Source organism: Butyricimonas muris (genome assembly GCF_046365375.1).
GTDB classification, from domain to species: Bacteria; Bacteroidota; Bacteroidia; order Bacteroidales; family Marinifilaceae; genus Butyricimonas; species Butyricimonas muris.
Genome location: NZ_JBKEIT010000010.1, coordinates 108,095 through 134,481, shown reverse-complemented (window position 1 = coordinate 134,481; position 26,387 = coordinate 108,095). Strand labels below are relative to the sequence as shown.

Sequence of the window (26,387 nt, the reverse complement as noted above, 5' to 3'; positions counted from 1 at the left end):
TATCATTTGGGATGCAAGAAAGTACAAATTATGCTATAGAACTCACTGTCGCTGGAATAAAAATATACATATTACTTCCATCTTCTAAAGGTATTTTTAGCAACATATCTTCTGCGTAAACACCTACTGTTGTAACTAATCCTATAACACAACTAGCAATCCCCAATACTGCTCCTAATGGCACCAAACAAGGAATAAAATTGCACACAAAACCTAATGTTCCTAACACATTAGATGCAATCTCCCAAAAACCCGGATTGGGTATATTTGAATCACTAAATGCAATAATTGTTTGTGTTACCCCCATAATTGCACCAATTCCTCCTACCCACACACCAAAACTCGCCGCATAGGGACCTAAGTTCTGTTGATTCATAAAACTTATACAGGAGGCTATGATTCCATTAGTATTAACTCCTATACTGAAGCCATTTACAACATCATACCCCGTATTTCTATATCTTAAACAAGGCATTTGCACCCTACCATTAATCATATTCTCGGTCATTGTATCAAACGCTTCTATTCCTCTTTGGTAATCCGAACTACCACTAGTAGAACCACCACCAGTTCCACCACCACCAATGGAACCGCCACCAGTTCCACCACCACCAATGGAACCGCCACCAGTTCCGCCACCACCCCAACCGGGATACCATCCGCCTCCACCACTTTCACTATTCGAATACGTTGCAGAACGTGAAGTTTGTCCCTCTTGAAAGGTTAAAGTGGAATAATCTAAAGGTGCACCTTCTCGCGTACAAACGGCACAACTAACAGCTTTTTTAATTTGTTCATTTCCTCCAATTTGTCCCTCCTTATACCTCCGAGCTTTCCTAAAATCCCCGTTCAATTCCGAGTAAAACACTCGCCCGGTAAAAGGAGTTCCCTCTCCACCCACAAAATCATCATCAGGAACCAATGTTGCAACAAACATATCGGTTTCTTCCGAATCTTTTTGGCGAGCAATTACTAAACGACGCTGACAAAGTATCTTTTTTTCACAAAAGAATTCTGCGTCTTTAATTACACGCTCCACGCATATTGCATTGGACTGCGAGTGAAGAGGAACTTCCGTGATAAAATAATCCTCGTTCTCTGACTCTATTGCCTCATCCCACTCCGGAATCAACTCCGGCACAACAAAACTAGAAGCTCTCGAGAGAGGATTCTTGAAAGTAAGCGGGGCCAAATCCGTAGCGTTCTTCTCGAAATAAGCTCGTGCTTCTGACACGTCAATCTCTTGGGAACGCTGTCCCTCGAAATCATCTGAACAGGAATAAATCAAAGCCAAGATTATTCCCAAAAGCCAAAACTTCATTTTTCTCATAATCATTTTTTTAATGGTTTCTAAACAGGTTAAAACTCTCTTTTATTTAGCGTCATGACTGCTCTCCATTTTCCTCCAAAAATGCTCTCGCTTCTCCTCGTGCCCGTATCACGGAGGAATTCACCACTTTCACGGGAATCGTCAACATCTGCCTCGCTTCCCGCCCTGCTTCCTCCGGCATCCCCTTCAATCGATACAACTTGAACAAGAGATGATGAGGCACTATATAATTAGGAATCATATTCGCCGCAAGGCGGTATTTTTGCTCCGCATCTTTCCATCGCCCCTGATAGAAATAACATTTCCCCAAATCACTCGCCAATTCAGACGTGGGACGTAAGCTCAATCCCTTTTCAAGCACGGGCTGCGCATTAAGCAAATCCCCTCTCGTGTACAAAGTCCTCCCGTAACGTAAAACAAAATCGGGATTACCCCCCAAACGCTCGTAACACACCTTCAGCTCACTCGTCTTCATCCGGGAAGAAACCTCCCGGGCTTCTGTCAAAAGGATATCCGCTTTCTTCTCGTGATAATACTCGATAGACAAGACAAACAAGAATAAAACAACCGCTATTCTCAATATAAAAGCAAAACTCGTGTCCAAGTCAACAATCCATTCCCTAGCGTGACGGGCATCACGGACGATAATTGCCAATGAAATAATGGCAACAGCACTCACGAACTCGACAGAGAGAGGATAACTGAACAGCCCGAATCCCAAGATCACGACCAAAATACCCCCGGCAAAACGAGAAACCCGATTCCCTTTCGCCGCGAAATACAACCCCATCACGACCACCCCCACGAAAAGCAACAAACCCACGATGCCCGTTTCACAAGCCACCCGCAAAAATTCATTAAAAGCGTACTCGTTGTTTCCCGCCACCGACACGAACGGGGAATCGGGATGCATCTCGAACCACGCTCCCTGTGCGGGCATGTAGGCGGCAGAAAAAGAACCGCAACCAAACCAAGGTGCATCACGAAACATCGTACCGGCAACCCGCCAAATCAAGAAACGCCCTTGCACCGACGCCGGATGCACCAGATAAAGAACATATATTATACTCACGGGAACAACAATCGCAAGCAGCAAGAAAATATATTTCCCGATACGATACTTTTCACGGATATTTCCAAAGAACCGAGCAACACCCCATTCTCTCCCCGTCAACACGATCCATAAAATTCCAATACCCAATCCTACCCACGCCGCACGGGAACCCAAGAATCCCAAGGTAATCAATAGTAACACAATCCCTATTCCCCTCGAACAGCGCGAATAAAACTTTTCCCTCCGATAAAAACCGACCAAACCGGCTAAACAAGCGATTGCAAGAAAAACAGCCAATATAGCGGGATTCATAAACCCTCCCGTTCCCGGATACAAATAATGATACGACGGCAACCAGCCTCGCGATTGAGCAAAAAACCACATCGCCTGAAAAATTCCGGCAATAAACAACACGTCAAAATAATACACCCTCACTCCCGTATTCCGGATATAAACATACAACATGATCGCCGCACCACCTAACAGCAACTTCCAGGCAAATATAGAAGAGCCAATCCCAACCGTTCGCCCCGTGTACCACGTCACGAACAACAAGAAAAACAAATCTAACAAATTGAAACGACACCTCCTGCTCCCGGGAAACACGACCAAACAGACGAGCAACAATAACATGCCCGCGACCCCTGCCGTAATCCCCGGTAAAGAACGGTCCACGTGGAGTAGCACGGGAGCAAGTATCAAAATAAAATATAACGGTACATTTTTAAGTGCAAACATATATCCTCATTTTATAAACATCCTACTTTTACCAAAGTCCCATCAACCGTCACACCATAAATATTTTGATCCTCCAAATCAAAATTTATATTTACCAAAGGTGTATCAAACAAACAGGATTTCACCAAATTCCCCTCCCAATCATACACGAGCAATGTCTGACACTCGAAAGCCCGTCCACGGTCTACCCGATAAGTTTTCCCAGAATAGAGAGCGTACACCCTGTCCCCCGTTACGGCAATATCTATGAACCCGAAACGATTATCTTGAGTGTATGCCACCCGGGAAGAAGGAACTTCCGTGATCTGCACACTCGGGTAGTGCAAGCGAACCGTTTTTACCCGTTCGATAGAACCCGCCACTATACGGCAAAAATCAATCGCACCGCTATACATATCGGCACACACGAAAGCGGACTGGTCGGGACTAACACGTAAAACACTACTGGCATAAAGTATTGCTTTCGTTTTTTCCCGCAAATCCGAGAACCCCGGGGTTTCAGGATAAGAGAGAAAATAGCGTGCCGAACCGTCCGCTAAAGAATAAAGCAAATAGCGTCCCTCTTCATAAAGTCCCGTGGAAATCACGAAATTCTTCGCTTTCACCGCAACAAGATGTTGTTTCCCCTTAGGCAATTGAATAACGACCTCTTGACTTCCACCTCGTGAAAGCGGGGCAACCGGACTTTCTATCAATTCCCCTTTTTCGAAATCCAAAGCCGTCACGCTGGAACCGTCAAATGAATTGAAAGAACTCAACGAACGCACACGCTTCGAAGCCACAGAACTTCTCGCACCAACATCCCTCCGCTCCGGATGCTCCAAATCAAGAGAACGCCCAACCCCTTCCGAAGTATAGGTTGTCCCCACTACTAATTTATTCCCTCTCTTGACAAACCCATTCATATCATTTATCCCGCTTCGGGATAAATCTGCCAATCGCACCACGGTTGTCCTTTCGCTCTTTACCGAATCTATGCTATCGTCACCCGTGTAACGATCGGAGCACCCGAGCAAGATACTTCCGAGTAGCACATTCAATAACACTTGTTTCATTCCAGTATCAATGTTATTCCCTCAATATCAAGACCACCCAAAAGACAAAAGCCTTTCGCTTTAACACAAGGGTAATATGGATTCCCACCCCCGGATTCAGGAGCGGCAAGAGCTTCCAAATTCGTCATTTTCAAGGACGATTCTCCCTTTCGCGTATTAATACCCATATTCAAGTTCATCATCATCCACGACAACAGTATTACAAAAACTCCGATTTTTAACCATTTTTTTCTCATAACACAAATTATTTTGGTTTATTGCAAAAATGTTTCTTTTTGAATAAAAAAACGAACAAAAAGGTTGCGTGGATGTTGCGAGTTTTGTAAATTTGAAACAATAAATGATTTAGATGAATTTGCGTCTACAATATATTTGGTATATAACAATTTTTGCAGGAGTTATTGTCCTATGTGAACAACTCCTGCATTTCCAGACTCTGTACAAACAAAAGAAAAGTATTTACACACACGAGCAAAACGCCCAAATTAGGAATACTATAGACGAATTCAATGCAAAGTCTACAAACGTGGAAAAAACAGGAAATATACTTAGTTTCGATGCAAAAAATAATATTTTAAGCTATCTCAAAGAGGGAAATATCTCTCGATACCAACTAGACTCAAGAGATAATATCTCGGAAATAAGAACACGTGCTGTTTATGACCTCAAAGATCCCGAATTATGGACTTTAAGTAATTTCTATCAATATTTACAAGCAAAACAAGACTCCTCCTCTATTCAAAGCCTTGTTATACAATTTTTTATACAAGACAGTACAGACAAAATAAAAGATGCCTATCCCAAACAAGTCAAACAGCTTCCATCTTCTTTTGAATACAGCGTCCCGCTCGGTTTTATCTCTAAAGATACACTATTTGCCACGTATCATTATCCTGTCACTCTCTTTTTGCAAGCCGCAAGTTGGCAAATTACAATCATTATTTTAATCGCCACGATACTCATTCTCTGCATCATCAACCTTTACCTCAGTTTCCGCGACGAGAAAAGAAGCCGGGAAAACCAAGAGCAATATATCCATCACATCGTTCACGACCTGAAACGTCCCGTGGAGAATCAGATCAAAGCGAATTACCTCCTACGCCATCTGCAAGGAGAAGCACAAGCAAAAATCATCGAACAACGAGAACGGGAATCAAAAGAAATGTTGCGTTCCATTAACAGAATGTTGCTCCAATCTACTGATGCACACGGCTTACGATTGAACCCGAAAGAATTCAACTTACAGGAGATGATTGAAACGCTAGCCCAGCCCGACCGATGGAGCGTGGAAGAAGGTAAGGGATTCCACATCCGCTCCCGCTTCCTCGTGTCCGACAAGATGATTACCGGAGATCCAAACTTCCTGCATGCCGTTTTTCAAAACCTCATTGACAATTCTTTGAAATACTCAAAGGAACAAACGGAAATTATTATCACGTGTAGCGACTCGGGTGATAAACACGTGCGAATAGAAATAAAAGACAACGGACTGGGGATTAGCCCCGAAGCCTTGAAACACATATTTGAACGTTATCACCGGGGAGACCATCAAGGGAATAAAAAAATCAAGGGACACGGGCAAGGCCTGTACTACGTCCGCCAGATTATTAAAGCTCACCGGGGTAAAATCAATATAGAAAGCACCTTGGGAGAAGGGACAACAATTATCATCACGCTGCCGAAAAATATCAAAAAGAAAAATCACTGACAAGATGGAAAACAAAGCGCGAATCAAAGTCTTATACGCGGAAAATGACAAGGAAGGAGCCGATTTAACCCGGGCAATCCTCGAACTGCACGATTATTTCGTTGAGATCGCCCCCGACGGGAAGAAAGCATGGGAAGCCTATAAAAAAGAGAAGCCGGACATCCTGCTCCTAGACCTTGATATGCCTGAAATAGACGGCTTGGAACTCACCCGGCTTATCCGTGAAAAAGACCCCGAAACTCACATTATCATCTACACCTCGCACGCCAAACAGAAAAACGAGATCGCCGTCCTTGACGCCGGTGCCGACGAATTTTTCGGCAAAGATAAAGAGCCCGAAATGTTAGTAAAACATCTCAACCGCCTTCGGGAAAGGATCGTGAAGAAACTAAACAGCCCGAACTTATATCAACTTTCTCGCTACACCACTTACAACAGTACGACTCGTGTGATAACCATTCGGGGCGAGAGGAGGCAAATGCCAAGGGTGGACGGTCGCTTCCTGTACTTGCTGTGCGTCAAAAATCACGAAATCGCCGATAAAGACTTTCTTATTCAAGGGATATGGGGTAAAGCAAGCGCCAACAAAGAATCCGAACTAAAAAAATATGCCAGCCGGGTACGATTGTACTTGAAAGCAGATCCCACGTTGCAAATCGAATGTCGGAACGGAGGATACATTCTCCTCTCCCTAGAGCAGTAATATCCCCGATATACACCGACACCATGAGTGTTTAAGAAGTATTGCTACCCTAAACCTACATGAATTCAAGTAGAATACCACATCACTTCCGGTTCAGTAGTACTTGAAAAGTTATTTATAAGCTTTTAGTAAGCTATTAAAACGCTATTACTGTATAGGGCTTTAATAGCGCTTTAATAGGGTTATAATAGCGTTTTACACGGAAGTGAAGCGGAATTCATATGGAATTATACTGAAATTCAGTATGGAAATCAAGAGTATTACAACATGTCTTGATTTTAGATTCCACACGTTTGCCAATGCCGTTTTCCTCTATAAACAGAGGAGGAGCTAGGATACCACCCCTGATGCAGGAAAAGCAACCTGCAACTCGCCGAAGGCAAATGCAACCTGTAACTTGCAACTCGCCGCAGGCGAATCAATGAATCCCGGTGCGCCCGAGTTTCTCGTTCAACTTGCGGCGGATGGTGTTGATGGCATTTTTGCGGCGGAGAAGTTCCATGATCTGTTGGGGATCGGGGTTATTTTGCGATTCGAGGATACGATTGTCGATGTCACGGGAGAGCATTTCCACTCGACGCATCTTGTAGTTATCCAGAATTTTCGGGAGAAGCTCGGCAAGCTTCATTTGCTCGGTTTCGATGAAATTTTCCATCTTGTACCAGATTTTGCTCAACTCGTAGGGCTCGCTTAAAATGTTGGCAGCGACGGTGCTAATCTTGATATCCGGGTGGGCGATGAAATAACGAGCCGGAATAAAGGAAGGCGACTCGTATTGCTGTTGGTATTCGGTCTGAATGACACGAAACAGGGGATTCAATAGTTCCAGATCATCTTCAGCCAATTCGCGAACGATAAATTCTCCCACGGAAACACTACGCATGAAACCGTTGTGTTCCTCCTCGTATAATTCGTTGTTGCCGAACAACAGCAAGTAACGAACGAGTACACTTTCCTCCAAATCACAGGGAGTGGCACCCCGCACGGGAGTAGTCGTAACCTGTATTTCGGGGACAGCTGAAGCGGAGTTTTTAACAGGTTGTTCCTCGTTTTTTAAACGTACTTTGGCGATCTCCGTGTAAAGCACCCGTTCCTCGACGTCCAACTGGTGGGCGGTTTCCCGCACGTAGACGGAACGCACGATGTTGTCGGGTATCTTGGCAATACTTCGCACGATGTCGGTAATCAACCGTGCCCGCTCCACGGGATCGTCCCCGGCAGAACCTAAAAGCAGCTTCGTTTTGAAGTTGATAAAGTCCGTTTCGTTGTTAGCGATAAAATCCGCCAAGTCACGCGGCGTGTGACTCCGGGCAAATGAATCGGGGTCTTCGCCATCCGGGAGTAACAATACCCGCACGTTCAACCCTTCCTCGAGCACGAGGTCGATACCCCGGAGAGATGCCTTGATTCCGGCAGCATCCCCGTCGTAAATGATCGTGACGTTGGGTGTCAGACGGCGAATCAGACGTATCTGCTCGATCGTGAGCGAGGTACCGGAAGAAGCCACCACGTTCTCGATACCCTTGGCATGAAAGGAGATGACGTCAGTGTATCCCTCCACCAGAATACAACGGTCTTGTTGCACGATCGACTTCTTCGCGAAAAAGATACCGTAGAGGGTTTTACTCTTGTGGTATATCTCGGATTCGGGGGAATTGAGGTATTTCGATATCTTCTTGTCGGTGGTCATGGTACGCCCGCCGAAAGCGATAACCTTCCCGGCAAGGTCCTGCACGGGGAACATCACGCGGGCACGGAAACGGTCGAAAAGTCCCCGGTCGTTCTCGATGGTGAGTCCCGTTTTCACGAGAAATTCCTGCTTGTATCCTTTTTCCTGTGCCGCTTTGGTGAAAGCACCCCACGCCTCGGGATTATACCCCAGACCGAATTTACGGATCATCTCGTCACTGATACCCCGCTGGCGGAGATAACCCAAGCCGACGGAACGCCCCTCGTCGGTGTTCCAAAGCTGATACTGGAAATACTCGTTGGCGTAAGCGGACACGATAAGCATACTTTCGCGCTCGGTCTGTTCCCGCCGCTGTTCGGGGGTAAGCTCTTTTTCCTCGACGGGAATATGATATTTCTCGGCCAAATATTTCAACGCCTCGACGTAAGACATCTGCTCGTGCTCCATGATGAAATTCACGGCATTCCCCCCCTTCCCGCAACCGAAGCATTTATATATGCCTTTTGCCGGGGAAACGGTGAACGAACCCGTCTTCTCGTTGTGGAACGGACATAATCCCAAGTAATTGACTCCCCGCTTTTTCAAGCTCACGAAGTCAGAAACCACCTCGTATATATCCGCCGCGTCAAAGATTTTCTGTATTGTAGCCTGATCAATCATACGACAAAGATAGGTATTATGGAATTGAAAATTGAAAATTGAAAATTGAAAATGATGTATTAGTATTAAAATCTCTGAAAAGTTACGCCGCTCAAGCGTTTTAACAATACTTTAACATGTTTGTAGTATTAGTGGAACGATATTTGTATACTTTTGCATGCGGAAACGTTTTGAGGTTACATCGTTTCCGCGTACAACAATTAAATAGATCACCTATGGATGAGAATATGAATCAGAAAGAGGAGCTTTTAGTGGCCATCTCGGATCTTTTCCTAAGATTCGGGCTGAGAAGTACCTCCATGGATGATATAGCGAACCATTTGAAAATTTCGAAGAAGACGCTCTATCAACAATTTGCCAATAAAGACGACGTGGTAGAGCAAGTGATGCTATACAGGAGACGGGAAAGAATAAAAAGTGTCGAGGTGAAAGAGTTAGAAAACTTGAACCCGATCGAGATTATCAGCCGGATACGGGATTTCATGGAGAGTGACTTGGGCAGCCGATTGCCCGCCAATTATTTCGACATGAGAAAATACCACCCCGCCGTGTACCAAAGAATAGCCGAGAAGGAAGAGAACGTGACGAAACAATTTCTGGTCTCCCTGCTGGATGACGGAATGAAAAAGAAGTATTTCAGGGAGGATATCGACAAGGAGTTGCAATTGTATTTGCTAGGCAAACAGTTACACTTTTTGAGGGACCCGGATATCGTCGGCAAACTCGAATACCCTCTTTCGGTAATCATCACGACGATTTTTATCAATTTTGTTTACGCTATATCCACAGAAAAAGGTATAAAAGAGTATGAACGATTAAAAAATGAGTCAAAACAAGTGAAAGAGAAGTAAATTTATCCTACCGAAGTTTTTTTTGGTATGAGATTTGTATTGAGAGAAAAAACGCGTGAGAATTTCCCGGAAAATATAAATAATTAAAAACTATAATCTATGAAAAAAGGAATGACACTCTTCCTACTAATGCTTATCGTGCCTTGGATGCTTCACGCACAAGAAGCACCGCAAACGATCTCGCTGCAACAAGCAGTAGAGTTTGCCATCAAGCACAACAAAGAATTACAGGCCTCGCAGATGAACATCGAGCTGTACCGCCAAAAGGTTCGGGAATCCGTATCACAGGGATTGCCACAGATTAACGGTACAATGACTTACACCACGAATTTCGGGTACAAGATGGACTTTGGCGGACAAACTATCAAAATGAAAGACCAGTCGAATCTCGGAGTCAGCCTGCAACAATTGTTGTTCAGTGGTGAATGGATACTGGGAATGCAGACCAGTAAGATTGCCGTGAGAATGACGGAACAAGAAGTTGAATCATCGGAACTGGATATCGTCGAGAATATCTATAATTCATATTACACGGTACTCGTGACGGAACGGATGTTGGAAATCCTGCGCCAGAACCTGGAGAATATGAACGAGATTTACAAGCACACGGAAAACATGTATAACGCCGGAACGGTTGAAATCACCGATGTAGACCAAATCCGTATCAACGTGGGACAGCTGAAAAACAGTATGCTGTCGATGGAAAGAACGGTAGCGGTAAACTACAACCTGTTGCGCCTGCAACTCGGTTTGGAGGCCGGGGCCCCGGTTAAACTTTCGGACGGGTTGGACGTGTTCCTCGATAACGATAAATCCAGTCGTTTGTACCTGGAGAAATTCGATATCAACAACAACGTGAGCTATCAGTTGATCAACACGCAAACCGAGTTGAACAAGAAGTTGCTGGGCATCGAGAAATGGAGTTACGCTCCCACGATCGCCGGTTCGTACAATTTCAATTACAAGATTTTGAAACCGGCTCTGGACATGAGCCCGAAGCACACGGCAGGCTTGACCATGAATATCCCGATCTTCTCGGGTATGCAGCGCGACTCCAAAGTAAAACAAGCTAAAATCACGCTGGAGCAAACTTACTTGCAGAAGAGCCTGTTGGAAGACCAGTTGAACGTGCAGGACGAGCAATTGAAATTCAACTTGAAAAATGCCATGGAGAATTACAGTTTGCAAAAAGAGAATATCGACGTTGCCACGCGGGTATTGCAGAACTACCAGAGGAAATACGAACAAGGGGCTGTATCCAGTTTGGATCTGACTCAAGCAAACACGAACTACCTGCAGGCAGAAACAAATTACACGGAGGCCGTTCTCACGTTGTTGCAAGCACAGGTAAGTCTGGAAAAATTGTATAACCAACTTCCGCGATAAACAACTTTGAATAATAAAAACAAAAAAGAAATACAATGGTAAAGAATCTTATTCTATCGACAATAGCGTTAGCTATGCTTGCCGGTTGCTCCGGTAACAAAGATAAAGCGTCACAAAAAGACGTTGACGAAGCTATTCCCGTGAAGGTGCAAAAACTGGAAAGAACGGATATAGCCAAAACCTTGGATTACGCCGCCAACTTGGAAGCCGACAAACAGGTTTTCTATGCCCCGGCAGCCACGGGAAGAATTGAAAAGATTTACGTTGAAGTAGGCGACCGGATCAAGAAAGGACAACTGTTGGTCGAAATGGATAAAACAAACCTTATCCAAGCCGAAGTTCAATTGAAAAACTTGGAAACAGAATACAATCGTGCCGTTCAGTTGAATAAAACGGGAAGTATTTCCAAACAAGCTTATGATGCAGCCGTAACCCAATACGAGGTGGCAAAATCAAACGTGGCATTCTTGAAAGAGAACACGCGCATGGAGGCTCCTTTTGACGGTATCGTTACCGGGAAATATTTCGAGGACAAGGAACTTTACACCGGCGGTTCGTTCGGTGGAGCGACGAAGCCTTCTGTCATCGCTATCGAGAAAATCAACCCGGTAAAGGCATACGTGAATTTGTCCGAGCAATATTACCTAACCGTGAAACCCGGAACGAAAGTTCAATTGAAGAGCAATATTTATCCCGACCGTGTGTTCGAGGGTACGGTAAACATTGTTTACCCGAGCATCGACCCGGCTTCCAGAACGTTCACCGTTGAGGTCAAAATACCGAATAGTGACGAAGCGTTAAGACCGGGTATGTACGGAACTATCAATTTCTTCATCGGTAACACGGAAACCGTGGTTGCCCCGGCTATCGCCGTGTTGAAACTACAAGGTTCTAACGACCGCTACGTGTTCTTGAACAAGGACGGTAAGGCAAAACGCGTGGCAGTGAAACTCGGCAGACGTTTCGAGGATCAGGTAGAATTGATCAGTAACGACATTCACGAGGGTGACGAACTTGTTGTTGTCGGACAAGGTAGATTGGTGGACGGTTCTCCGATTTCTATCACGAAATAAATCATTTGGATCGCGGATTTACCCTCGATCTAAAATTTAAAATCTAAAATTTAAAATTCGAAATATGAGTATATACAATACAGCGGTCAATAAACCCATTTCTACCTTAATGGTTTTCCTTGCCATCATGGTATTGGGTATTGCCTCTTATATACAATTGCCGGTGGACCAGTACCCCAAAATGGACCCGCCTTACATCACGGTAATGGCTACCTACCCGGGTGCGAATGCCGCAGATATTGAAGAGAACGTTGCCAAAATCCTCGAGGACCAGTTGAACTCGGTGGACGACTTGAAAGAAATGACTTCCACTTCCTACGATAACCTGGCCGTTGTGTCACTGGAGTTCGAATGGGAAGTAAACCTTGACGAAGCATCTAATGACGTGCGGGATGCCGTGGATAAAGCGATGAACAACCTTCCGGATGACATCGACCGCCCCACGATCATGCGTTTCAACACGTCGATGATGCCTATCTTGATATACGCTATCACGGCAGAAGAGTCCTACCCCGGTATCGACAAGATTCTGGACGATAAGTTAATCACCCGGTTGAACCGCGTGGACGGAGTAGCATCCGTTATCGTTGCCGGAGCCCCGGAACGTGTGGTTTACGTGGATCTTGACCCGAACAAACTTGACGCTTATAACTTGACGCTGGAACAGATCGGTAGTAAGATTCTCGCAGAGAACAAGGACATTTCTTCCGGTAACGTGAAAATGGGTGACATGGACTATACCCTACGCGTGGAAGGAGAATTCGAGGAAAGTGACCAGATCAAGAATATTGTACTGGGAACCCAAAACAACAAGATTATTTACTTGCGCGACGTGGCAAACGTTCGTGATACCTTGAAAGATATTACCCTTGAACAATCCATCAACAGAGGTCGGGGTGGTGTATTGATGGTAACTAAACAAACGGACGCGAATGCCGTTGCCGTGGCAAAACAAGCTAAAAAAGAGATCGAGCAAACCTTGAAAGAGTTGCCGACAGATATCAAATTCCAGATCATCTCGGATAACTCGGACTTTATCGTTAAGTCCATCAACAACTTGCAGGACTCTTTGATGTACGCTTTGATTTTCGTGGTTTTGGTCGTGTTCCTGTTCTTGGGACGCTGGCGTGCTACTTTTATCATCGCGCTGACAATCCCGATTTCTTTGATTGTTGCCTTTATCTACTTGTTCGCGACAGGAGAATCATTGAATATCATCTCTCTGTCATCCCTCTCCATTGCAATCGGTATGGTGGTGGACGACGCCATCGTGGTACTGGAAAACGTCACGAAACATATCGACCGCGGTAGCCGTCCGCGTGAAGCGGCAAAATACGGTACGAACGAGGTTTGGTTGTCTGTAATCGTGACCACGCTGGTTACCGTAGCCGTGTTCTTCCCGTTGACGCTGGTAAGCGGTATGACAGGTATCCTGTTCAAGCAATTGGGTTGGATCGTTTGTATCACGGTATGTACTTCAACCGTAACGGCTATCTCGTTAACCCCGATGCTTTGTTCTCAATTGATGAAAATCCAAGAGAAAACGGACAGCAAGAAATTCAGTTTCTATAACTTCGTATCCCGGATGCTGGAGAAGTTGGATAACGTGTACGAACGTTTGATTCGTTGGGTACTTGTTCACAAATCGGTAACGATCGTGTCCATGTTCGCCCTGTTCTTTGCCTCACTGTTCCTCGCTAAACTGATCAAGACGGACTTTATGCCCCAGAATGACCAGAACTACATGAACGTGTACGCCAAGATGCAATCCGGCCAGCGCGTGGAGGTAACGAAGAAAGTGGCATTAGATATAGACTCGGTGATTCGCAACAGTATCCCGGAAATCACGCTGATCAACCTTTCATACGGTAGCGAGGAAGAAGCATCTTTCGCTTCCATGATGAACAGCACGGGTAACAATATTCTGAACATGCGTCTGAGAACGGTAGATATAAAAGACCGTAAACGTAGCGTATTCGAGATTGCCGACCAAGTGCGCGGAATCTTGAAACAATTCCCGGACATCCTGCAATACACGGTAACCACATCGAGCGGTGGCTCCATGGGCGGTAACACGGTAGACGTCGAGATCATGGGACACGATTTCAACACGACGACCAATCTGGCACACCAGATTGCCACTGAAGCCCGTTCTATCCCCGGCGCGGAGGATATCAAGATCAGCCGGGACGAGGATAAGTCAGAACTTCGCGTGGTACTGGATCAGAACAAACTGGCCCGTCACGGGTTGACAACTTCCGAGGTCGGTTCGTACTTGCGTAACCGCATCTACGGGTACCGGAACAGTAAATACAAAGAAAACGGAGAGGAATATGATATTATCGTACGTTTCGACGAGAAATATCGTTCAACCCTGTCCGAGATCGAGAATATCATTATTGTTGACGGTAAAGGAGAAAAGGTTCGTTTACAAGAACTCGGAACGATTGAAGAGTTCTTCTCTCCGCCAAACATCGAGCGCAAGAGTAAACAGCGTATCTTGAAAGTATCTATTACCCCGGCAGCGGGAGTTGCATTGGGAGATATCGCGGAAGCAGCACAAACTCTCATCAATAACTTGGAAGATGTTCCGCAAGACGTGAGCTTGTACATCGGAGGTAGTTACGAGGATCAACAGGAATCGTTCAGTTCTTTGATCATGTTGTTGTTACTGTCGTTGATGTTAGTGTACATCGTGATGGCGGCACAGTTCGAGTCATTCAAGATGCCGTTTATCATCATGTTGGCTATCCCGTTCGCATTTACCGGTGTGATCCTTGCATTGTTGATCACGAACACGACATTGAGTATCGTTGCCGCCTTGGGAGCCGTTATGTTGGTGGGTATCGTGACAAAGAACGGTATCGTGCTGATCGACTTTATCAACTTGATGCGTGAACGCGGAATCCGCTTGTACGACGCAATCGCCCAAGCTTGTCGTTCTCGTTTGCGTCCGGTATTGATGACGTCGTTGACGACTATTCTGGGTATGGTGCCGATGGCATTGAGCGTGGGTGAAGGTTCTGAAACATGGCGCCCGATGGGTATCGCCGTGATCGGTGGTATGATTTTCTCCACGATCATCACCATGTTGATCGTACCCGCCGTATACGCGGCCATGGACAAGAGCGGAAGCCGTGACAAACAGAAAAACCTCAGAAAACAATTTAAGTTCATGAGTGATTTCGACGCGGAAAGAGATCTCCCGAAGAAAAAATAAATCACATTTATGATTTTAGATTTACGATTTTGAAAAGACCCGTCCGGTTGCTAATCGTAAATCTAAAATCAAAATTAAACATAGTCAATATGAAAAAAGCAGTATTTATCACATATAATCAAGCCTTGACAGAGCGTGTCGCTTATATCCTTGACCAATTGCAAGTGCGGGGATTCACGCAATGGCCGCTAATCAACGGGGCAGGGACCACGGATGGCGAACCCAGAATGGGTAGCCATACATGGCCGGAAATGAACTCCGCCACTTTAACCGTTGTTGAAGAAGAGATGGTTCCCTTGATTCTGAAATACGTCAAGAATCTGGACGAGGTAAACAAAGAAAACGGAATCCGGGCTTTCGTCTGGGATATCACAGATATGTATTAAAAAAAGAGCCGAAAGGCTCTTTTTTTTGTTATTATGCCGAATAAATATTACATTTGGATGCATAATGACATTTTTATGAAAAAGCATCCCCTCCATATAACGATCTTTCTTTTATTATTTTTTATTTCAAATAGTTATGCTCAAAAGATTGATTTAATGCTACTCCCCACAGAAAAACGGGATAGTATTTTAGTAGAAATCGCTAAAAAAACGGTACTCAAACATGGACCGGATTATTACCGGGCAGACCGGGAAGTAAAGATTGACGGCAGCGGAGAAAGTTGGACAGGCTCGAAAGGGAAATTCCGTTTCTTTAGTGTTAGTTTTGCCAGCAAGCCGCGTGAAGAAGACCTTTGGTGTGATTACGCCGCGGAAGTATATATAAACATCGATACCCGAAAACCATTTTTTATCGCTTTTGGGAATGGCTATCGCGCCTATAATGAACCCGGACATTTTCAAGATACAATTATACCTTATCAGCAAAGACACGAGGTTCCTCTACCTCCCCTTCGCCCTATTCGTAATTCTCTCAATTTAGACGATCCGTTCTACTCGGATGATAGCAGAGATAGCACATTATCTTCATGGTGCCGTATTTTCATGGAAAAGTTTGCTCCCGAATATTACCGGGAAGATTACAAGCCGGAAATAACCAAAGGCATCAGTTTGGATGACGGGGGACGTTCTATAACAATTTCAGCAGCATACATCCCAATAGATCCTCGTAAAGGACCAACAGACAAAGAGGAAAGAGAATTCGGCAGATACAAGTATTACATTGTATCCTATCTTTACGATGGCAGAGAAGAATATTTTTCTCGAAACTATTCGGCTCAAATAGAGATATGGGCAAAAACCAGCGAATTACGCCAAGTCAAATTCGGCAATGGGATCGAGATAAAATTAAGTGGCGCCCTTATGGAAGAAATCTCAGATACCCGGGGACGCAACAAATTCCTGCTTCCACTCATGCAAAGTGGTTTGGAATTAGATCCTCAACGGAAAAAAGTGCGGTTAGACTCTTTAGTTGCCAATACACGAGATTCATTGCTCCTGCAACTTAGTAAAGAAGCAGTATTAACAATAGGGCCGGGCTATTACCGAGAATACCAAAGGCCCTTGACCGATTCCACAACCATGGTAAACGTGGGACAAGGCGAAATGAAGCATTATTACCAAAAGTATCTTCCTCCAAAGATTTGTAGCAAAACATGGAAAGAACATGACAAAAATAAAAACAGGATGTATTACGAGGTAAACTTGTATCGTAATCCTCTCGAAGACAATCTAGAGAATAAAGAAGCTGCTAAAGTAAAAGTTTGGGCAGACACGGGAGATGTTTTCAGTATACATTTTGGCAATAACGTACTTGTTAATTTTGACGGTCTCGATTACCGGAAGATGAAAGAGATTGTTCCTTACCAAGACAGGAAATTAAAATAACAGATATAAAAAAAGTGGCCTAAGCCACTTTTTATTCGTCATTCTTCAACGACTTGAATCCCCTTCCAAGTATCTCCCGGGAGTCGATCACGTTGATAAAAGCATCCGGATCGATTTCACGAATACGATGACGCAAGATCATCATTTCACGACGGGTAAGAATCGTGTAAACAATTTCGCGAGATTCTCCTTTATAAGCACCGATTGCCGGAAGAATTGTCGCTCCGCGGTTGATGTCGTTCAAGATGATATTCTTGACTGTATCAACCTCCTTCGTCACGATCATCAAGGTCTTGTGCACGGAAGCACCTTCCACGATCAAATCGATCACTTTACCTTCTATGAAGACAATAATCCAAGAGTACATCGGCAATTTCCAATCCCCGAAAGCCACCACGGTAGTTAAGGTAATCGTACAGTCGACGATAATTACCAGTGTACCGAGAGAAATATGCGTGTACTTGTTCAAGATCATGGCGATGATATCCGATCCCCCGGAGGTAGCACGGGACTTAAAAATCATACCGATACCGATACCGTAAACGATACCACCGAAAATAGATGACAACAAGGGTTCCTGAAGCATTGTACGCTCCGTGATACCGGGCTCCAACAAAGCATCAAAACCGTACGTCTGGTGGATCAACCACATGAAACTGGGGATAGCAAATGTACAGATCACTGTTTTAATTCCGAACTTCGCTCCCAGGAAATAAATTCCCAACAACAACAACGGGATGTCCATACAAAGAGCGGAAAGTTCTGTTCTCCAACCCCACAAATGATGGAATACCATTGACAAACCATAGGTGCCTCCCGGAGCAAAACCATAAGGCTCCGCAAACATCACTGCACCCACGGCAAACACGAAACAACCACCCAGCAACCAAGCATAAGTGATAAAGAAATCCTTAGAGAATAATTTCTCCTTAGTTACAAATCCCATACTAAATTCATTTATTATTCGACTTATTAATCGCACTCGTTAACGGCACAAAAGTACAACTTGTTTTCGACTTTTTACAACGTTTTCGTGGCTTGAAAAATTATTGTATTACACTACATATCAATACAATACAAATAAAACAACTCGCATAATTATACAATCCGCTTCATAATTATACAAAAACCAAAAAAGTCCTTCAGAAATAATTTTCAATTCTCCATTTTCAATTTTCAATTATTTTCCCTACGTTTGTGAATGTATTGGAGAGTTAATGTTAGTCGTAACATTAGAAGGGAATCCCGTGAGAGTCGGGAACTGTACCCGCAGCTGTAAGCTTCATAACTTTAGTCTCTACTGCCACTGTCTGTACATAGATGGGAAGGCGACGAAAAGGAAGCAAGTCAGAAAACCTGCCAAGACGTAACTGTTTATGTGGCTTTCGGGAATTGAAGCTGGCCAGATGTCTATCGTGAGTGTCCACGATTTTCCTCTACCCCAATTTTCCAACAAGCATTGTTCTGTGAATAAGTGAGCACGTAATTGGATGTAAAATATCTCTGCCAACTTGTTTTACGTTGAATTTACAAGCTCACTTATTTTTATAGACTACCCGTAAAATTCTTTCACCAGCGACAAAATCGCATCCGGAACCAAGCCGGTAATATCTTTCTTTTGAATAATCATTTCCCGGATTTCTGTCGCGGACAAGGGAAACAAAGGAGCATCTATCATCCGCATTCCCGGGAATTGCCCGACAGTCACGTCTATTCCTAACCGGGGATACACGAAAATAGGGCAATGTTGCACGATCCAACGATAGTCTTTCCACTTCGTAAAATTCTCGACATTATCCCCACCAATGACCAAAACGAATTCCCGCCCCGGGTATTTCTCGAACAATAAATGCAGTGTATCCACCGTGTAAGAGGGTTTAGGCATGGTGAACTCAATGTCACAGGCTCGCATCCGGGGATCGTCGGCAATAGCTGCCTCAACAATTCGCAGACGGTCTGCCTCCAACAAAAGGAACCGATTGATTTTAAAAGGATTACAGGGACTGATAACAAACCATACCTCGTCGCACAATTTATTATCCAATAAATAGCGGGCAATTCCCACGTGACCGTTATGGATCGGGTTGAACGAACCGAAAAAAAGAGCCGTCACGGGCTGCCTGTATCCCTTTTCATCCTGCACCGCCATAACTATTTCAAAAAATCTCTTACCGCTTTTTCCGCCTGCTCCAGAGCACTTTCCAGCTTATCGTTCACTACGACGATATCAAATTTATCGGCAAAGGTCATTTCATATTCCGCTTTCGCCACCCGCTCCTCGATCTTCTCCGCGGAATCGGTACCCCGGGACTCTAATCGCTGACGTAAAACCTCCACGGATGGCGCTTGCACAAAAATAGAAAGAGCCCGTTCCCCGAATATCTTCTTGATATTCACGCCCCCGACAACATCCACGTCGAATACGACCGTATGCCCCTTCGCCCAAATCCTTTCCAACTCGCTCTTCAGTGTCCCGTAATAACAACCCGGATAAACCTGTTCCCACTCCAAAAAATCATCCTTATCGATCTTCTGTCTAAATTCATCCGTCGAAAAGAAATAATATTCCTTCCCATGCCGCTCTTCCCCTCTCGGCGATCTGCACGTCGCTGAAATCGAAAATTCCAATCCCAAACCCCGGGAGAGCAGATAATTCACAATAGTACTTTTCCCGGAACCACTGGGAGCTGAGAAAATAATCACTTTTTTCATTATTAATTATAAGTCTATAAGGTCCATAAAGTCCATAAGGTCTATAAGGTCCTTCTTTGTTAATCTAACATTTTTATAAAATTCGATAACATTTTGGAGATTCTTTCTGTTTCCAAAATCAAATCGGCACAAGTATTCTTTTCTATATAATCCAATTCTTTGGCTAATATTAACATTGAACGAACCTCTCCACAAGATCCTTTAGCAACAAAAAGGAAGTGCTTAAATTCTTTATCTGATCGACGTTCAAAACCTTCTGCAACATTATTCATGACAGAAACAGCAGCCCGTTGTATCTGCTCTTTAAAACCATAGTCCTTTATTGGAGCCAACAATTTATAAATATTTTTTGTTAACTCCTTAGCTTTCTGCCAAGCAAGAATTTCTTCAAATCTCTCTATTTTCATGACCTTATGGACTTTATGGACCTTACAGACCTTACGGACTTATAACACATTAAGGCTCTGTTCTTTTATCTTTTCAAGTTCATCTTTCATGCGGACGACGAGCTTTTGAATGTCGTGATCGTTAGCCTTGGAACCCATGGTGTTGATTTCACGACCGATTTCTTGGGCTATAAATCCGAGTTTACGACCGGGAGCAACTTCTTTCTCGACAGTTTCGATAAAGTATTTACAATGGTTGGCAAGACGAACTTTCTCTTCCGTGATATCAAGTTTCTCAAGATAATAGATGATTTCCTGCTCTAAACGGTTCTCGTCGATATTTTTGATTTCGCCCCACTCTTTCATTTTGTCCTGCAAACGCTGTTTAATCGTCACCACGCGTTGTTTCTCGAAGCGGGGGACTTCGGCAGATAGACTCTTGATTAAATCTACACGTTTCAATATATCGGCAATCAATACCTTTCCCTCCTGTACGCGGAATTGATCCACGTCGGACAAGGCTTTCTCGATAGCACTTCTCAAAGCATTCCAAGCTTCCTCATCCAATTCATCCATCTTCACCTGCATGGTATCCGGGAAACGCATCACGGTTTGTAGTAATTCCCCTTTATCTATCTCAATACCCAAAGACGAAGCCACCTCGTTCATCTGGTTGTAATATTGTTTCACCACCGCCTGATTCACCGCGACTCCTTTTTCTTCCTCCGCGTTATCAAAATAGATATACATATCCACCTTACCGCGTTCCAACACATTTTTAATCATATTCCGGATCTCGATATCTTTCTCCTTGTAAAGACTCGGGGTTCTAAGATTAATATCCAATTGCTTTGAATTCAAGCTTTTTACTTCGACAATTACTTTCTTCGTTCCGTAGTCTGCTGTTGCTTTACCGAAACCGGTCATTGATTTTATCATACGTTCTTGTTTTTTATACAAACATTTAAGCACAAAAGTAAGGCTTTTTTTGAAAACCGACGTCGAATATTTACCTTTGTTGAGTTTTAAACACTACATAATGGAAACAAATCGTCTCTCTACCTTCCAAAAAGGAGTTGTCGGCGTACAATTTCTTTTCGTCGCTTTCGGTTCTACCGTACTCGTTCCTCTACTTGTCGGGCTTGACCCGTCCACCGCGCTTCTCACAGCAGGAATCGGGACATTGCTTTTCCACCTTGTGACCAAAGGTATCGTACCTATCTTCCTCGGCAGTAGTTTCGCTTTTATCGCTCCCATCATAAAAGCCGCGGAATTGTACGGCATGGCAGGAGCTCTCTCCGGCATGGTTGCCGTGGGTGCGGTATATGGAGTCATGAGTCTGCTCGTCAAATGGCGAGGCACGGACTTTATAAAAAGACTGTTTCCCCCGATTGTTATCGGTCCGGTCATTATTCTGATCGGGTTATCTCTCGCCGGAGCCGGCGTGAAAATGGCTAGCGAGAATTGGATTCTTGCCCTAACCGCTCTCGTCACCGCTGTCGTTGTTTCTTTGAAAGGAAGAGGACTTTTAAAACTAATCCCTATTTTTTGCGGGATTATCGTGGGCTATCTCGTGGCATTTTTCTTTTATGGCATAAACACGACTCCCGTAAAGGAAGCCCCGTGGTTTTCCTTGCCTCAATTTATAACCCCGGATTTCTCGTGGGAAGCCATTCTGTTTATGATACCCGTGGCCATCGCTCCCGTCATCGAGCATATCGGGGATGTCTACGCCGTGAATAGCGTCACGGGCAAAGATTTTATCAAGAATCCCGGGTTACACCGCACCTTGCTGGGTGACGGTATTGCCTGTGTTTTTGCCGGACTCATCGGCGGTCCCCCGGTAACAACTTACTCTGAAGTAACAGGCGCCGTTTCCTTGACGAAAGTAACCAGCCCGGCAGTCATCCGGATTGCCGCTGTTACAGGTATTATTTTCTCTATTTTCGGTAAAATAAGCGCTTTCTTGAAATCCATCCCCGCCCCCGTGCTGGGTGGTATCATGTTACTGCTTTTCGGCACTATCGCTTCACTGGGCATGAGCAACCTGATCCAAAACAAAGTGGATCTCTCGAAAACCAGAAATATGATTGTCGTTTCCCTCATCCTGACTTTCGGTATCGGCGGTGCCGCCTTCCAATGGGGCAACTTTTCCATGTCGGGAATCGGACTTGCCGCTTTACTCGGAGTCGTACTTAACTTGATTTTACCACAAGAAACCACGAAGTAAGTCCATAAGGTCTATAAAGTCCATAAGGTCGAAAGTCCACAGCCCCCTGTGGGGCACTTTGTTTACAATAGCTTCAGCTGTCAATAAATATTGTCCGAAGAACACCCGTGACCTTATGGACATTACAGACATTATAGACCTTATGGACCCATATATTCTTAACAATTAAGTATCTGTGCTGTAACAAAAGATTCACAATATCAGCGGAAATTGCGGTCGTAAAAAGATAGAAAACAGATTACTTAAATGAATAGAAAATGAAAAACTTATTTCTAACAACAATTTTAATGTTAGCTGTTATTTTCAACAGCAACGCGACGAATGGGGAAACCACTCCCAACAAAAAAGTATCTATCTCGGGAGCCGGGGCTACCTTCCCTCTTCCGTTCTACAACCTAGCATTCAAGACCTATCAGGACAAAACCGGGAATTCCGTCACTTACGGGGGAATCGGCAGCGGTGGAGGTATCCGCAGCCTGAAAGATAAAATCGTGGATTTCGGAGGTTCGGATGCTTACCTTTCAGACAAAGAAATGAGCGAAATGCCCGCCGCGGTGATCCACATCCCGACTTGTATGGGAGCCGTGGTGTTAGCCTACAATCTTCCGGGAGTAGATAATCTGAAATTAACCGGAGAGATAGTGGCAGACATTTACATGGGTAAAATCACCAAATGGAACGACAGCCGCATTGCCGCTATCAACCCCGGAGTAAATTTACCCGACAAAGACATGAGTCCCGTGTATCGCTCAGACGGTAGTGGAACCACTTTCGTGTTCAGTGACTATATGACCAAAATCAGCCCGGAATGGGCAGAAAAAATCGGTACCGGAAAATCATTGAAATGGCCGGCAGGAATGGCAGCTAAAGGCAATCCGGGTGTTGCCGGGGTAATCAGCCAGACCGTGGGTTCTATCGGTTACGTGGGTTCCGAGTACGCCTTTGCCATGAAAATCCAATTCGCGCAAATGAAAAATGCAGCCGGAAAGTTCATCAACCCGAACACGGAAAGTATCTCCGCCGCCGCCAAAGGAGACATGCCCGCCGACACCCGCACGATGATTACCAATTCCACCGCACCGGATGCTTACCCGATCAGCTGCTTTACATGGATTCTCCTGTACAAGGAACAAGCCTATGCCAACAGGAGTCTGGCACAAGCAGAAGAAACGCTAAAACTTTTAGATTGGATGTTGGATTCGGAAGCACAATCCATGACCACGAAAGTAAACTACTCCCCGCTTCCCTCCAAAGCCGTGAAAAACGCGAAAGCATTACTGAAGTCGGTTACCTATAATGGAAAACCGATTTTATAATAAATCCATACGATACCATATCACAAAGAGAGTATCTCTGTCATCGAGATACTCTCTTTTTTTATAACAAGAAAATCACTATCTTTGCACCCTAATTTAGAGTTTTACACCCGAATGAAGAACATTAGAAATTTCTGTATCATAGCGCATATTGATCATGGCAAGAGTACTCTTGCCGACCGTTTGTTGGAAACGACAGGGACTGTCGTGGGGAAAGATTTGCAAGCACAAGTGCTTGACGATATGGACTTGGAGCGAGAACGGGGAATTACCATCAAGAGCCATGCTATACAGATGGACTACAATTATAAAGGCGAAAAATACGTCCTTAACTTGATTGATACCCCGGGACACGTGGACTTCTCGTACGAGGTTTCACGCTCGATAGCCGCTTGCGAAGGAGCTTTGCTGATCGTGGATGCCACTCAGGGGATTCAAGCACAGACGATATCGAACCTCTATCTCGCCATCGACAATAACCTGGAGATTATCCCGGTACTCAATAAAATGGATATGCCGAACGCCATGCCCGAAGAGGTAAAGGACCAGATCGAGGAATTGCTCGGTTGCGACCGGGAAGATATCCTTGAGGCTAGCGGAAAAACGGGATTGGGTGTGGACAAAATTCTGGAAGCCGTGGTCGAACGGATTCCGGCTCCCACGGGAGATCCGGACGCTCCTCTTCAAGCTCTGGTTTTCGACTCGGAATTCAATTCATTCCGAGGGATTATTACCTATTGCCGGATCATGAACGGCAGCTTGAAGAAAGGTGATAAAGTGAAATTTGTCAGTACAGCCAAAGAGTACGATGCTGACGAGATTGGAGTATTGCGTCTGGAACAGGAACCCCGTAACGAATTATGCACCGGGGATGTGGGATATATTATCTCGGGAATTAAAACTTCGTCCGAAGTAAAAGTCGGTGATACCATCACCCATGTCAGTCGCCCGTGTGAAACCGCGATCGAGGGATTCGAAGAGGTGAAACCTATGGTTTTTGCCGGAATTTATCCCATTGATTCGGAAGATTATGAAGACTTGCGTACTTCTATCGAGAAATTGCAATTAAACGATGCCTCGTTAACCTTTGAGCCGGAATCTTCTGCCGCCTTGGGCTTCGGGTTCCGTTGCGGATTCTTGGGCATGTTGCACATGGAAATCGTGCAGGAACGCCTCGACCGCGAGTTCGACATGAACGTTATCACCACGGTTCCCAACGTAATGTATATCGCCCACACCACAAAAGGCGAATCCTTCGAGATGCACAACCCCTCGGATATGCCGTCACCTACCGTACTGGATTATATCGAGGAACCTTATATCAAGGCACAAATCATCACCCCCACGGATTATATCGGACAAATCATGACGCTTTGTCTCGGTAAACGCGGGATACTGATAAAGCAACATTACCTGACCGGAAATCGTATCGAGTTGAATTACGAGATGCCACTAGCTGAAATCGTCTTCGACTTCTACGACAAACTGAAAAGTATCACGAAAGGATACGCCTCTTTCGACTATTTCCAGATCGGTTATCGTCGGGCAAATCTGGTGAAACTGGATATCCTGCTCAACGGTGAATCCGTGGACGCCCTGTCCGCCCTTATCCATTTCGACAATGCTTACTCCTTCGGGAAGCGCATTTGCGAGAAATTGAAAGAACTGATTCCCCGCCAACAATTCGATATCGCCATACAGGCTGCCATTGGAGCGAAGATCATATCTCGCGAAACAATCAAGGCTGTTCGCAAGGACGTGACGGCAAAATGCTACGGTGGTGATATCTCCCGTAAACGTAAACTATTGGAAAAACAGAAAAAAGGAAAGAAGCGAATGAAACAAATCGGTAACGTCGAAGTGCCGCAGAAAGCATTCCTTGCCGTACTGAAACTGGACTAAGAGGTGTGTTAAAACACACCTCGCTTACTATATTTTAGAAAACTCGAAAAAACCCTCAAAACACAAGTCTTCATCTAATTCCGGCCAATGAATTCCAAAAGGGGACAACTCAAATTTTCTTCTTTCCTCCGGTGTGGCCTTAAACAAACGCGGAAACCACGAGAAAGGATGACTTTTCACTTCGCCTTTATCCGTCTCAATAAAAATGCGTTCGTTATCCAACCAAACTTTCTTAACTTTTATCATATTCTCATTTATTAAAATATTCATTCCAGCGTTCTATTATAATCTCTTTATTTTCCTCAATAATCGCTGCCGCAAGATTCAAATCTTTATTTTTAAGTCCCTTGTTTTCTATTAATAATACCGGACTCACACAAAATCTTGCTTCCCCGTCTGCATTACGCACATGAACATGAATCGGTTCATGATCGTTTGAATAAAAAAAGAAACGCAATCCAAATAATATAAACAATGTCGGCATACTATCTTATTTTCATTATACACAAATATAACAAATTTATTCCACTTATACAAGGAG

General features: G+C 44.5%; 23 protein-coding genes and 1 riboswitch. Of the genes, 11 read left to right on the top strand and 12 right to left on the bottom strand.

Annotated features, from left to right (window positions below; translation table 11 throughout):
- Positions 1-28: 28 nt before the first annotated feature.
- Genes ACK8P8_RS16370 through ACK8P8_RS16355 form a run of 4 tightly spaced genes read right to left on the bottom strand, consistent with a single transcriptional unit; the run spans position 29 to position 4,413 of the window.
- Positions 29-1,330, bottom strand: a complete 1,302-nt coding sequence (locus ACK8P8_RS16370) for a hypothetical protein (protein ID WP_369859590.1) — start codon at positions 1,328-1,330, stop codon at positions 29-31.
- Positions 1,331-1,382: 52 nt separating this feature from the next.
- The gene (locus ACK8P8_RS16365) at positions 1,383-3,122 is read right to left on the bottom strand and encodes an O-antigen ligase family protein (protein ID WP_369859589.1); all 1,740 of its coding nucleotides are present in this window, start codon (positions 3,120-3,122) and stop codon (positions 1,383-1,385) included.
- Between the two features lie 11 nt (positions 3,123-3,133).
- Positions 3,134-4,177, bottom strand: coding sequence for a BF3164 family lipoprotein (locus ACK8P8_RS16360; protein WP_369859588.1), 1,044 nt, complete (start codon positions 4,175-4,177; stop codon positions 3,134-3,136).
- On the bottom strand, positions 4,174-4,413 hold the full coding sequence (locus tag ACK8P8_RS16355; protein WP_186974794.1) for a hypothetical protein: 240 nt from the start codon (positions 4,411-4,413) through the stop codon (positions 4,174-4,176). The genes ACK8P8_RS16360 and ACK8P8_RS16355 overlap by 4 nt, the downstream gene beginning before the upstream one ends.
- A gap of 290 nt (positions 4,414-4,703) precedes the next feature.
- On the opposite strand from ACK8P8_RS16355, the gene ACK8P8_RS16350 reads away from it, so the two are divergent.
- Entirely contained in the window at positions 4,704-5,885 is a 1,182-nt protein-coding gene (locus tag ACK8P8_RS16350; RefSeq protein WP_369859587.1) for a sensor histidine kinase, read from the top strand.
- A 4-nt stretch (positions 5,886-5,889) separates the two neighbouring features.
- Positions 5,890-6,588, top strand: a complete 699-nt coding sequence (locus ACK8P8_RS16345; RefSeq protein ID WP_369859586.1) for a response regulator transcription factor — start codon at positions 5,890-5,892, stop codon at positions 6,586-6,588.
- A gap of 418 nt (positions 6,589-7,006) precedes the next feature.
- On the opposite strand, the gene dnaG is transcribed toward ACK8P8_RS16345, so the two are convergent.
- The gene (dnaG, locus tag ACK8P8_RS16340) at positions 7,007-8,938 is read right to left on the bottom strand and encodes a DNA primase (RefSeq protein ID WP_369859585.1); all 1,932 of its coding nucleotides are present in this window, start codon (positions 8,936-8,938) and stop codon (positions 7,007-7,009) included.
- Positions 8,939-9,153: 215 nt separating this feature from the next.
- Between dnaG and ACK8P8_RS16335 the strand changes: the two genes are divergently transcribed.
- The 6 genes from ACK8P8_RS16335 to ACK8P8_RS16310 all read left to right on the top strand — a co-directional run bounded on the left by ACK8P8_RS16335 (position 9,154) and on the right by ACK8P8_RS16310 (position 17,300).
- Positions 9,154-9,789, top strand: a complete 636-nt coding sequence (locus ACK8P8_RS16335; RefSeq protein WP_369859584.1) for a TetR/AcrR family transcriptional regulator — start codon at positions 9,154-9,156, stop codon at positions 9,787-9,789.
- A gap of 99 nt (positions 9,790-9,888) precedes the next feature.
- Entirely contained in the window at positions 9,889-11,175 is a 1,287-nt protein-coding gene (locus ACK8P8_RS16330; protein WP_369859583.1) for a TolC family protein, read from the top strand.
- 35 nt (positions 11,176-11,210) lie between these two features.
- Complete coding sequence (locus ACK8P8_RS16325) at positions 11,211-12,248, top strand: efflux RND transporter periplasmic adaptor subunit (protein ID WP_410026060.1); 1,038 nt, start codon at positions 11,211-11,213, stop codon at positions 12,246-12,248.
- 64 nt (positions 12,249-12,312) lie between these two features.
- Positions 12,313-15,468: an efflux RND transporter permease subunit gene (locus tag ACK8P8_RS16320; RefSeq protein ID WP_369859582.1), complete on the top strand. Its 3,156-nt coding sequence runs from the start codon at positions 12,313-12,315 to the stop codon at positions 15,466-15,468.
- A gap of 89 nt (positions 15,469-15,557) precedes the next feature.
- The gene (locus tag ACK8P8_RS16315) at positions 15,558-15,854 is read left to right on the top strand and encodes a PG0541 family transporter-associated protein (RefSeq protein WP_186974800.1); all 297 of its coding nucleotides are present in this window, start codon (positions 15,558-15,560) and stop codon (positions 15,852-15,854) included.
- A gap of 156 nt (positions 15,855-16,010) precedes the next feature.
- Positions 16,011-17,300 carry a hypothetical protein gene (locus ACK8P8_RS16310; RefSeq protein WP_369859581.1) on the top strand — a complete coding sequence of 430 codons (1,290 nt, stop codon included), beginning with the start codon at positions 16,011-16,013 and terminating at the stop codon, positions 17,298-17,300.
- A 31-nt stretch (positions 17,301-17,331) separates the two neighbouring features.
- Here the strand turns inward: ACK8P8_RS16310 and ACK8P8_RS16305 are convergent, their stop codons facing one another.
- The 5 genes from ACK8P8_RS16305 to ACK8P8_RS16285 form a co-directional block, all read right to left on the bottom strand.
- Entirely contained in the window at positions 17,332-18,246 is a 915-nt protein-coding gene (locus ACK8P8_RS16305) for a YitT family protein (protein ID WP_186974802.1), read from the bottom strand.
- Between the two features lie 244 nt (positions 18,247-18,490).
- A riboswitch (cobalamin riboswitch) is annotated at positions 18,491-18,678 on the top strand.
- A 174-nt stretch (positions 18,679-18,852) separates the two neighbouring features.
- Positions 18,853-19,449: a nicotinate (nicotinamide) nucleotide adenylyltransferase gene (nadD, locus tag ACK8P8_RS16300; RefSeq protein WP_227217038.1), complete on the bottom strand. Its 597-nt coding sequence runs from the start codon at positions 19,447-19,449 to the stop codon at positions 18,853-18,855.
- A 2-nt stretch (positions 19,450-19,451) separates the two neighbouring features.
- A complete protein-coding gene (gene gmk, locus ACK8P8_RS16295) occupies positions 19,452-20,012 on the bottom strand; it encodes a guanylate kinase (RefSeq protein WP_186974804.1) in 561 nt (186 codons plus the stop codon).
- Positions 20,013-20,071: 59 nt separating this feature from the next.
- Positions 20,072-20,419 (bottom strand): four helix bundle protein, encoded by a 348-nt coding sequence (locus ACK8P8_RS16290; RefSeq protein WP_369859580.1) that lies wholly within the window; start codon positions 20,417-20,419, stop codon positions 20,072-20,074.
- A gap of 39 nt (positions 20,420-20,458) precedes the next feature.
- Entirely contained in the window at positions 20,459-21,337 is an 879-nt protein-coding gene (locus ACK8P8_RS16285) for a YicC/YloC family endoribonuclease (RefSeq protein ID WP_099291231.1), read from the bottom strand.
- Positions 21,338-21,437: 100 nt separating this feature from the next.
- Between ACK8P8_RS16285 and ACK8P8_RS16280 the strand changes: the two genes are divergently transcribed.
- The 3 genes from ACK8P8_RS16280 to lepA all read left to right on the top strand — a co-directional run bounded on the left by ACK8P8_RS16280 (position 21,438) and on the right by lepA (position 25,846).
- The gene (locus ACK8P8_RS16280; protein WP_099291232.1) at positions 21,438-22,628 is read left to right on the top strand and encodes a uracil-xanthine permease family protein; all 1,191 of its coding nucleotides are present in this window, start codon (positions 21,438-21,440) and stop codon (positions 22,626-22,628) included.
- Between the two features lie 257 nt (positions 22,629-22,885).
- Entirely contained in the window at positions 22,886-23,944 is a 1,059-nt protein-coding gene (gene pstS / locus ACK8P8_RS16275) for a phosphate ABC transporter substrate-binding protein PstS (protein ID WP_369859579.1), read from the top strand.
- Positions 23,945-24,058: 114 nt separating this feature from the next.
- A complete protein-coding gene (lepA, locus tag ACK8P8_RS16270) occupies positions 24,059-25,846 on the top strand; it encodes a translation elongation factor 4 (protein WP_099291853.1) in 1,788 nt (595 codons plus the stop codon).
- Between the two features lie 27 nt (positions 25,847-25,873).
- Here lepA and ACK8P8_RS16265 read toward each other — a convergent pair whose 3' ends face one another.
- Complete coding sequence (locus ACK8P8_RS16265; RefSeq protein WP_369859578.1) at positions 25,874-26,092, bottom strand: DUF2442 domain-containing protein; 219 nt, start codon at positions 26,090-26,092, stop codon at positions 25,874-25,876.
- 4 nt (positions 26,093-26,096) lie between these two features.
- Positions 26,097-26,330, bottom strand: a complete 234-nt coding sequence (locus ACK8P8_RS16260; protein ID WP_369859577.1) for a DUF4160 domain-containing protein — start codon at positions 26,328-26,330, stop codon at positions 26,097-26,099.
- Between the last annotated feature and the right edge of the window lie 57 nt (positions 26,331-26,387).

Bases quoted from the DNA above. Each gene is read 5' to 3' on its own strand.
- ACK8P8_RS16325 (WP_410026060.1), top strand. From the start codon at position 11,211: ATGGTAAAGAATCTTATTCTATCGACAATAGCGTTAGCTATGCTTGCC.
- ACK8P8_RS16280 (WP_099291232.1), top strand. From the start codon at position 21,438: ATGGAAACAAATCGTCTCTCTACCTTCCAAAAAGGAGTTGTCGGCGTA.
- ACK8P8_RS16360 (WP_369859588.1), bottom strand. From the start codon at position 4,177: ATGAAACAAGTGTTATTGAATGTGCTACTCGGAAGTATCTTGCTCGGG.
- ACK8P8_RS16365 (WP_369859589.1), bottom strand. From the start codon at position 3,122: ATGTTTGCACTTAAAAATGTACCGTTATATTTTATTTTGATACTTGCT.
- ACK8P8_RS16345 (WP_369859586.1), top strand. From the start codon at position 5,890: ATGGAAAACAAAGCGCGAATCAAAGTCTTATACGCGGAAAATGACAAG.
- ACK8P8_RS16370 (WP_369859590.1), bottom strand. From the start codon at position 1,330: ATGAGAAAAATGAAGTTTTGGCTTTTGGGAATAATCTTGGCTTTGATT.
- ACK8P8_RS16355 (WP_186974794.1), bottom strand. From the start codon at position 4,413: ATGAGAAAAAAATGGTTAAAAATCGGAGTTTTTGTAATACTGTTGTCG.
- ACK8P8_RS16260 (WP_369859577.1), bottom strand. From the start codon at position 26,330: ATGCCGACATTGTTTATATTATTTGGATTGCGTTTCTTTTTTTATTCA.
- ACK8P8_RS16320 (WP_369859582.1), top strand. From the start codon at position 12,313: ATGAGTATATACAATACAGCGGTCAATAAACCCATTTCTACCTTAATG.
- ACK8P8_RS16315 (WP_186974800.1), top strand. From the start codon at position 15,558: ATGAAAAAAGCAGTATTTATCACATATAATCAAGCCTTGACAGAGCGT.
- lepA (WP_099291853.1), top strand. From the start codon at position 24,059: ATGAAGAACATTAGAAATTTCTGTATCATAGCGCATATTGATCATGGC.
- nadD (WP_227217038.1), bottom strand. From the start codon at position 19,449: ATGGCGGTGCAGGATGAAAAGGGATACAGGCAGCCCGTGACGGCTCTT.
- ACK8P8_RS16290 (WP_369859580.1), bottom strand. From the start codon at position 20,419: ATGAAAATAGAGAGATTTGAAGAAATTCTTGCTTGGCAGAAAGCTAAG.
- ACK8P8_RS16330 (WP_369859583.1), top strand. From the start codon at position 9,889: ATGAAAAAAGGAATGACACTCTTCCTACTAATGCTTATCGTGCCTTGG.
- pstS (WP_369859579.1), top strand. From the start codon at position 22,886: ATGAAAAACTTATTTCTAACAACAATTTTAATGTTAGCTGTTATTTTC.
- ACK8P8_RS16305 (WP_186974802.1), bottom strand. From the start codon at position 18,246: ATGGGATTTGTAACTAAGGAGAAATTATTCTCTAAGGATTTCTTTATC.
- dnaG (WP_369859585.1), bottom strand. From the start codon at position 8,938: ATGATTGATCAGGCTACAATACAGAAAATCTTTGACGCGGCGGATATA.
- gmk (WP_186974804.1), bottom strand. From the start codon at position 20,012: ATGAAAAAAGTGATTATTTTCTCAGCTCCCAGTGGTTCCGGGAAAAGT.
- ACK8P8_RS16285 (WP_099291231.1), bottom strand. From the start codon at position 21,337: ATGATAAAATCAATGACCGGTTTCGGTAAAGCAACAGCAGACTACGGA.
- ACK8P8_RS16310 (WP_369859581.1), top strand. From the start codon at position 16,011: ATGCTACTCCCCACAGAAAAACGGGATAGTATTTTAGTAGAAATCGCT.
- ACK8P8_RS16335 (WP_369859584.1), top strand. From the start codon at position 9,154: ATGGATGAGAATATGAATCAGAAAGAGGAGCTTTTAGTGGCCATCTCG.
- ACK8P8_RS16265 (WP_369859578.1), bottom strand. From the start codon at position 26,092: ATGATAAAAGTTAAGAAAGTTTGGTTGGATAACGAACGCATTTTTATT.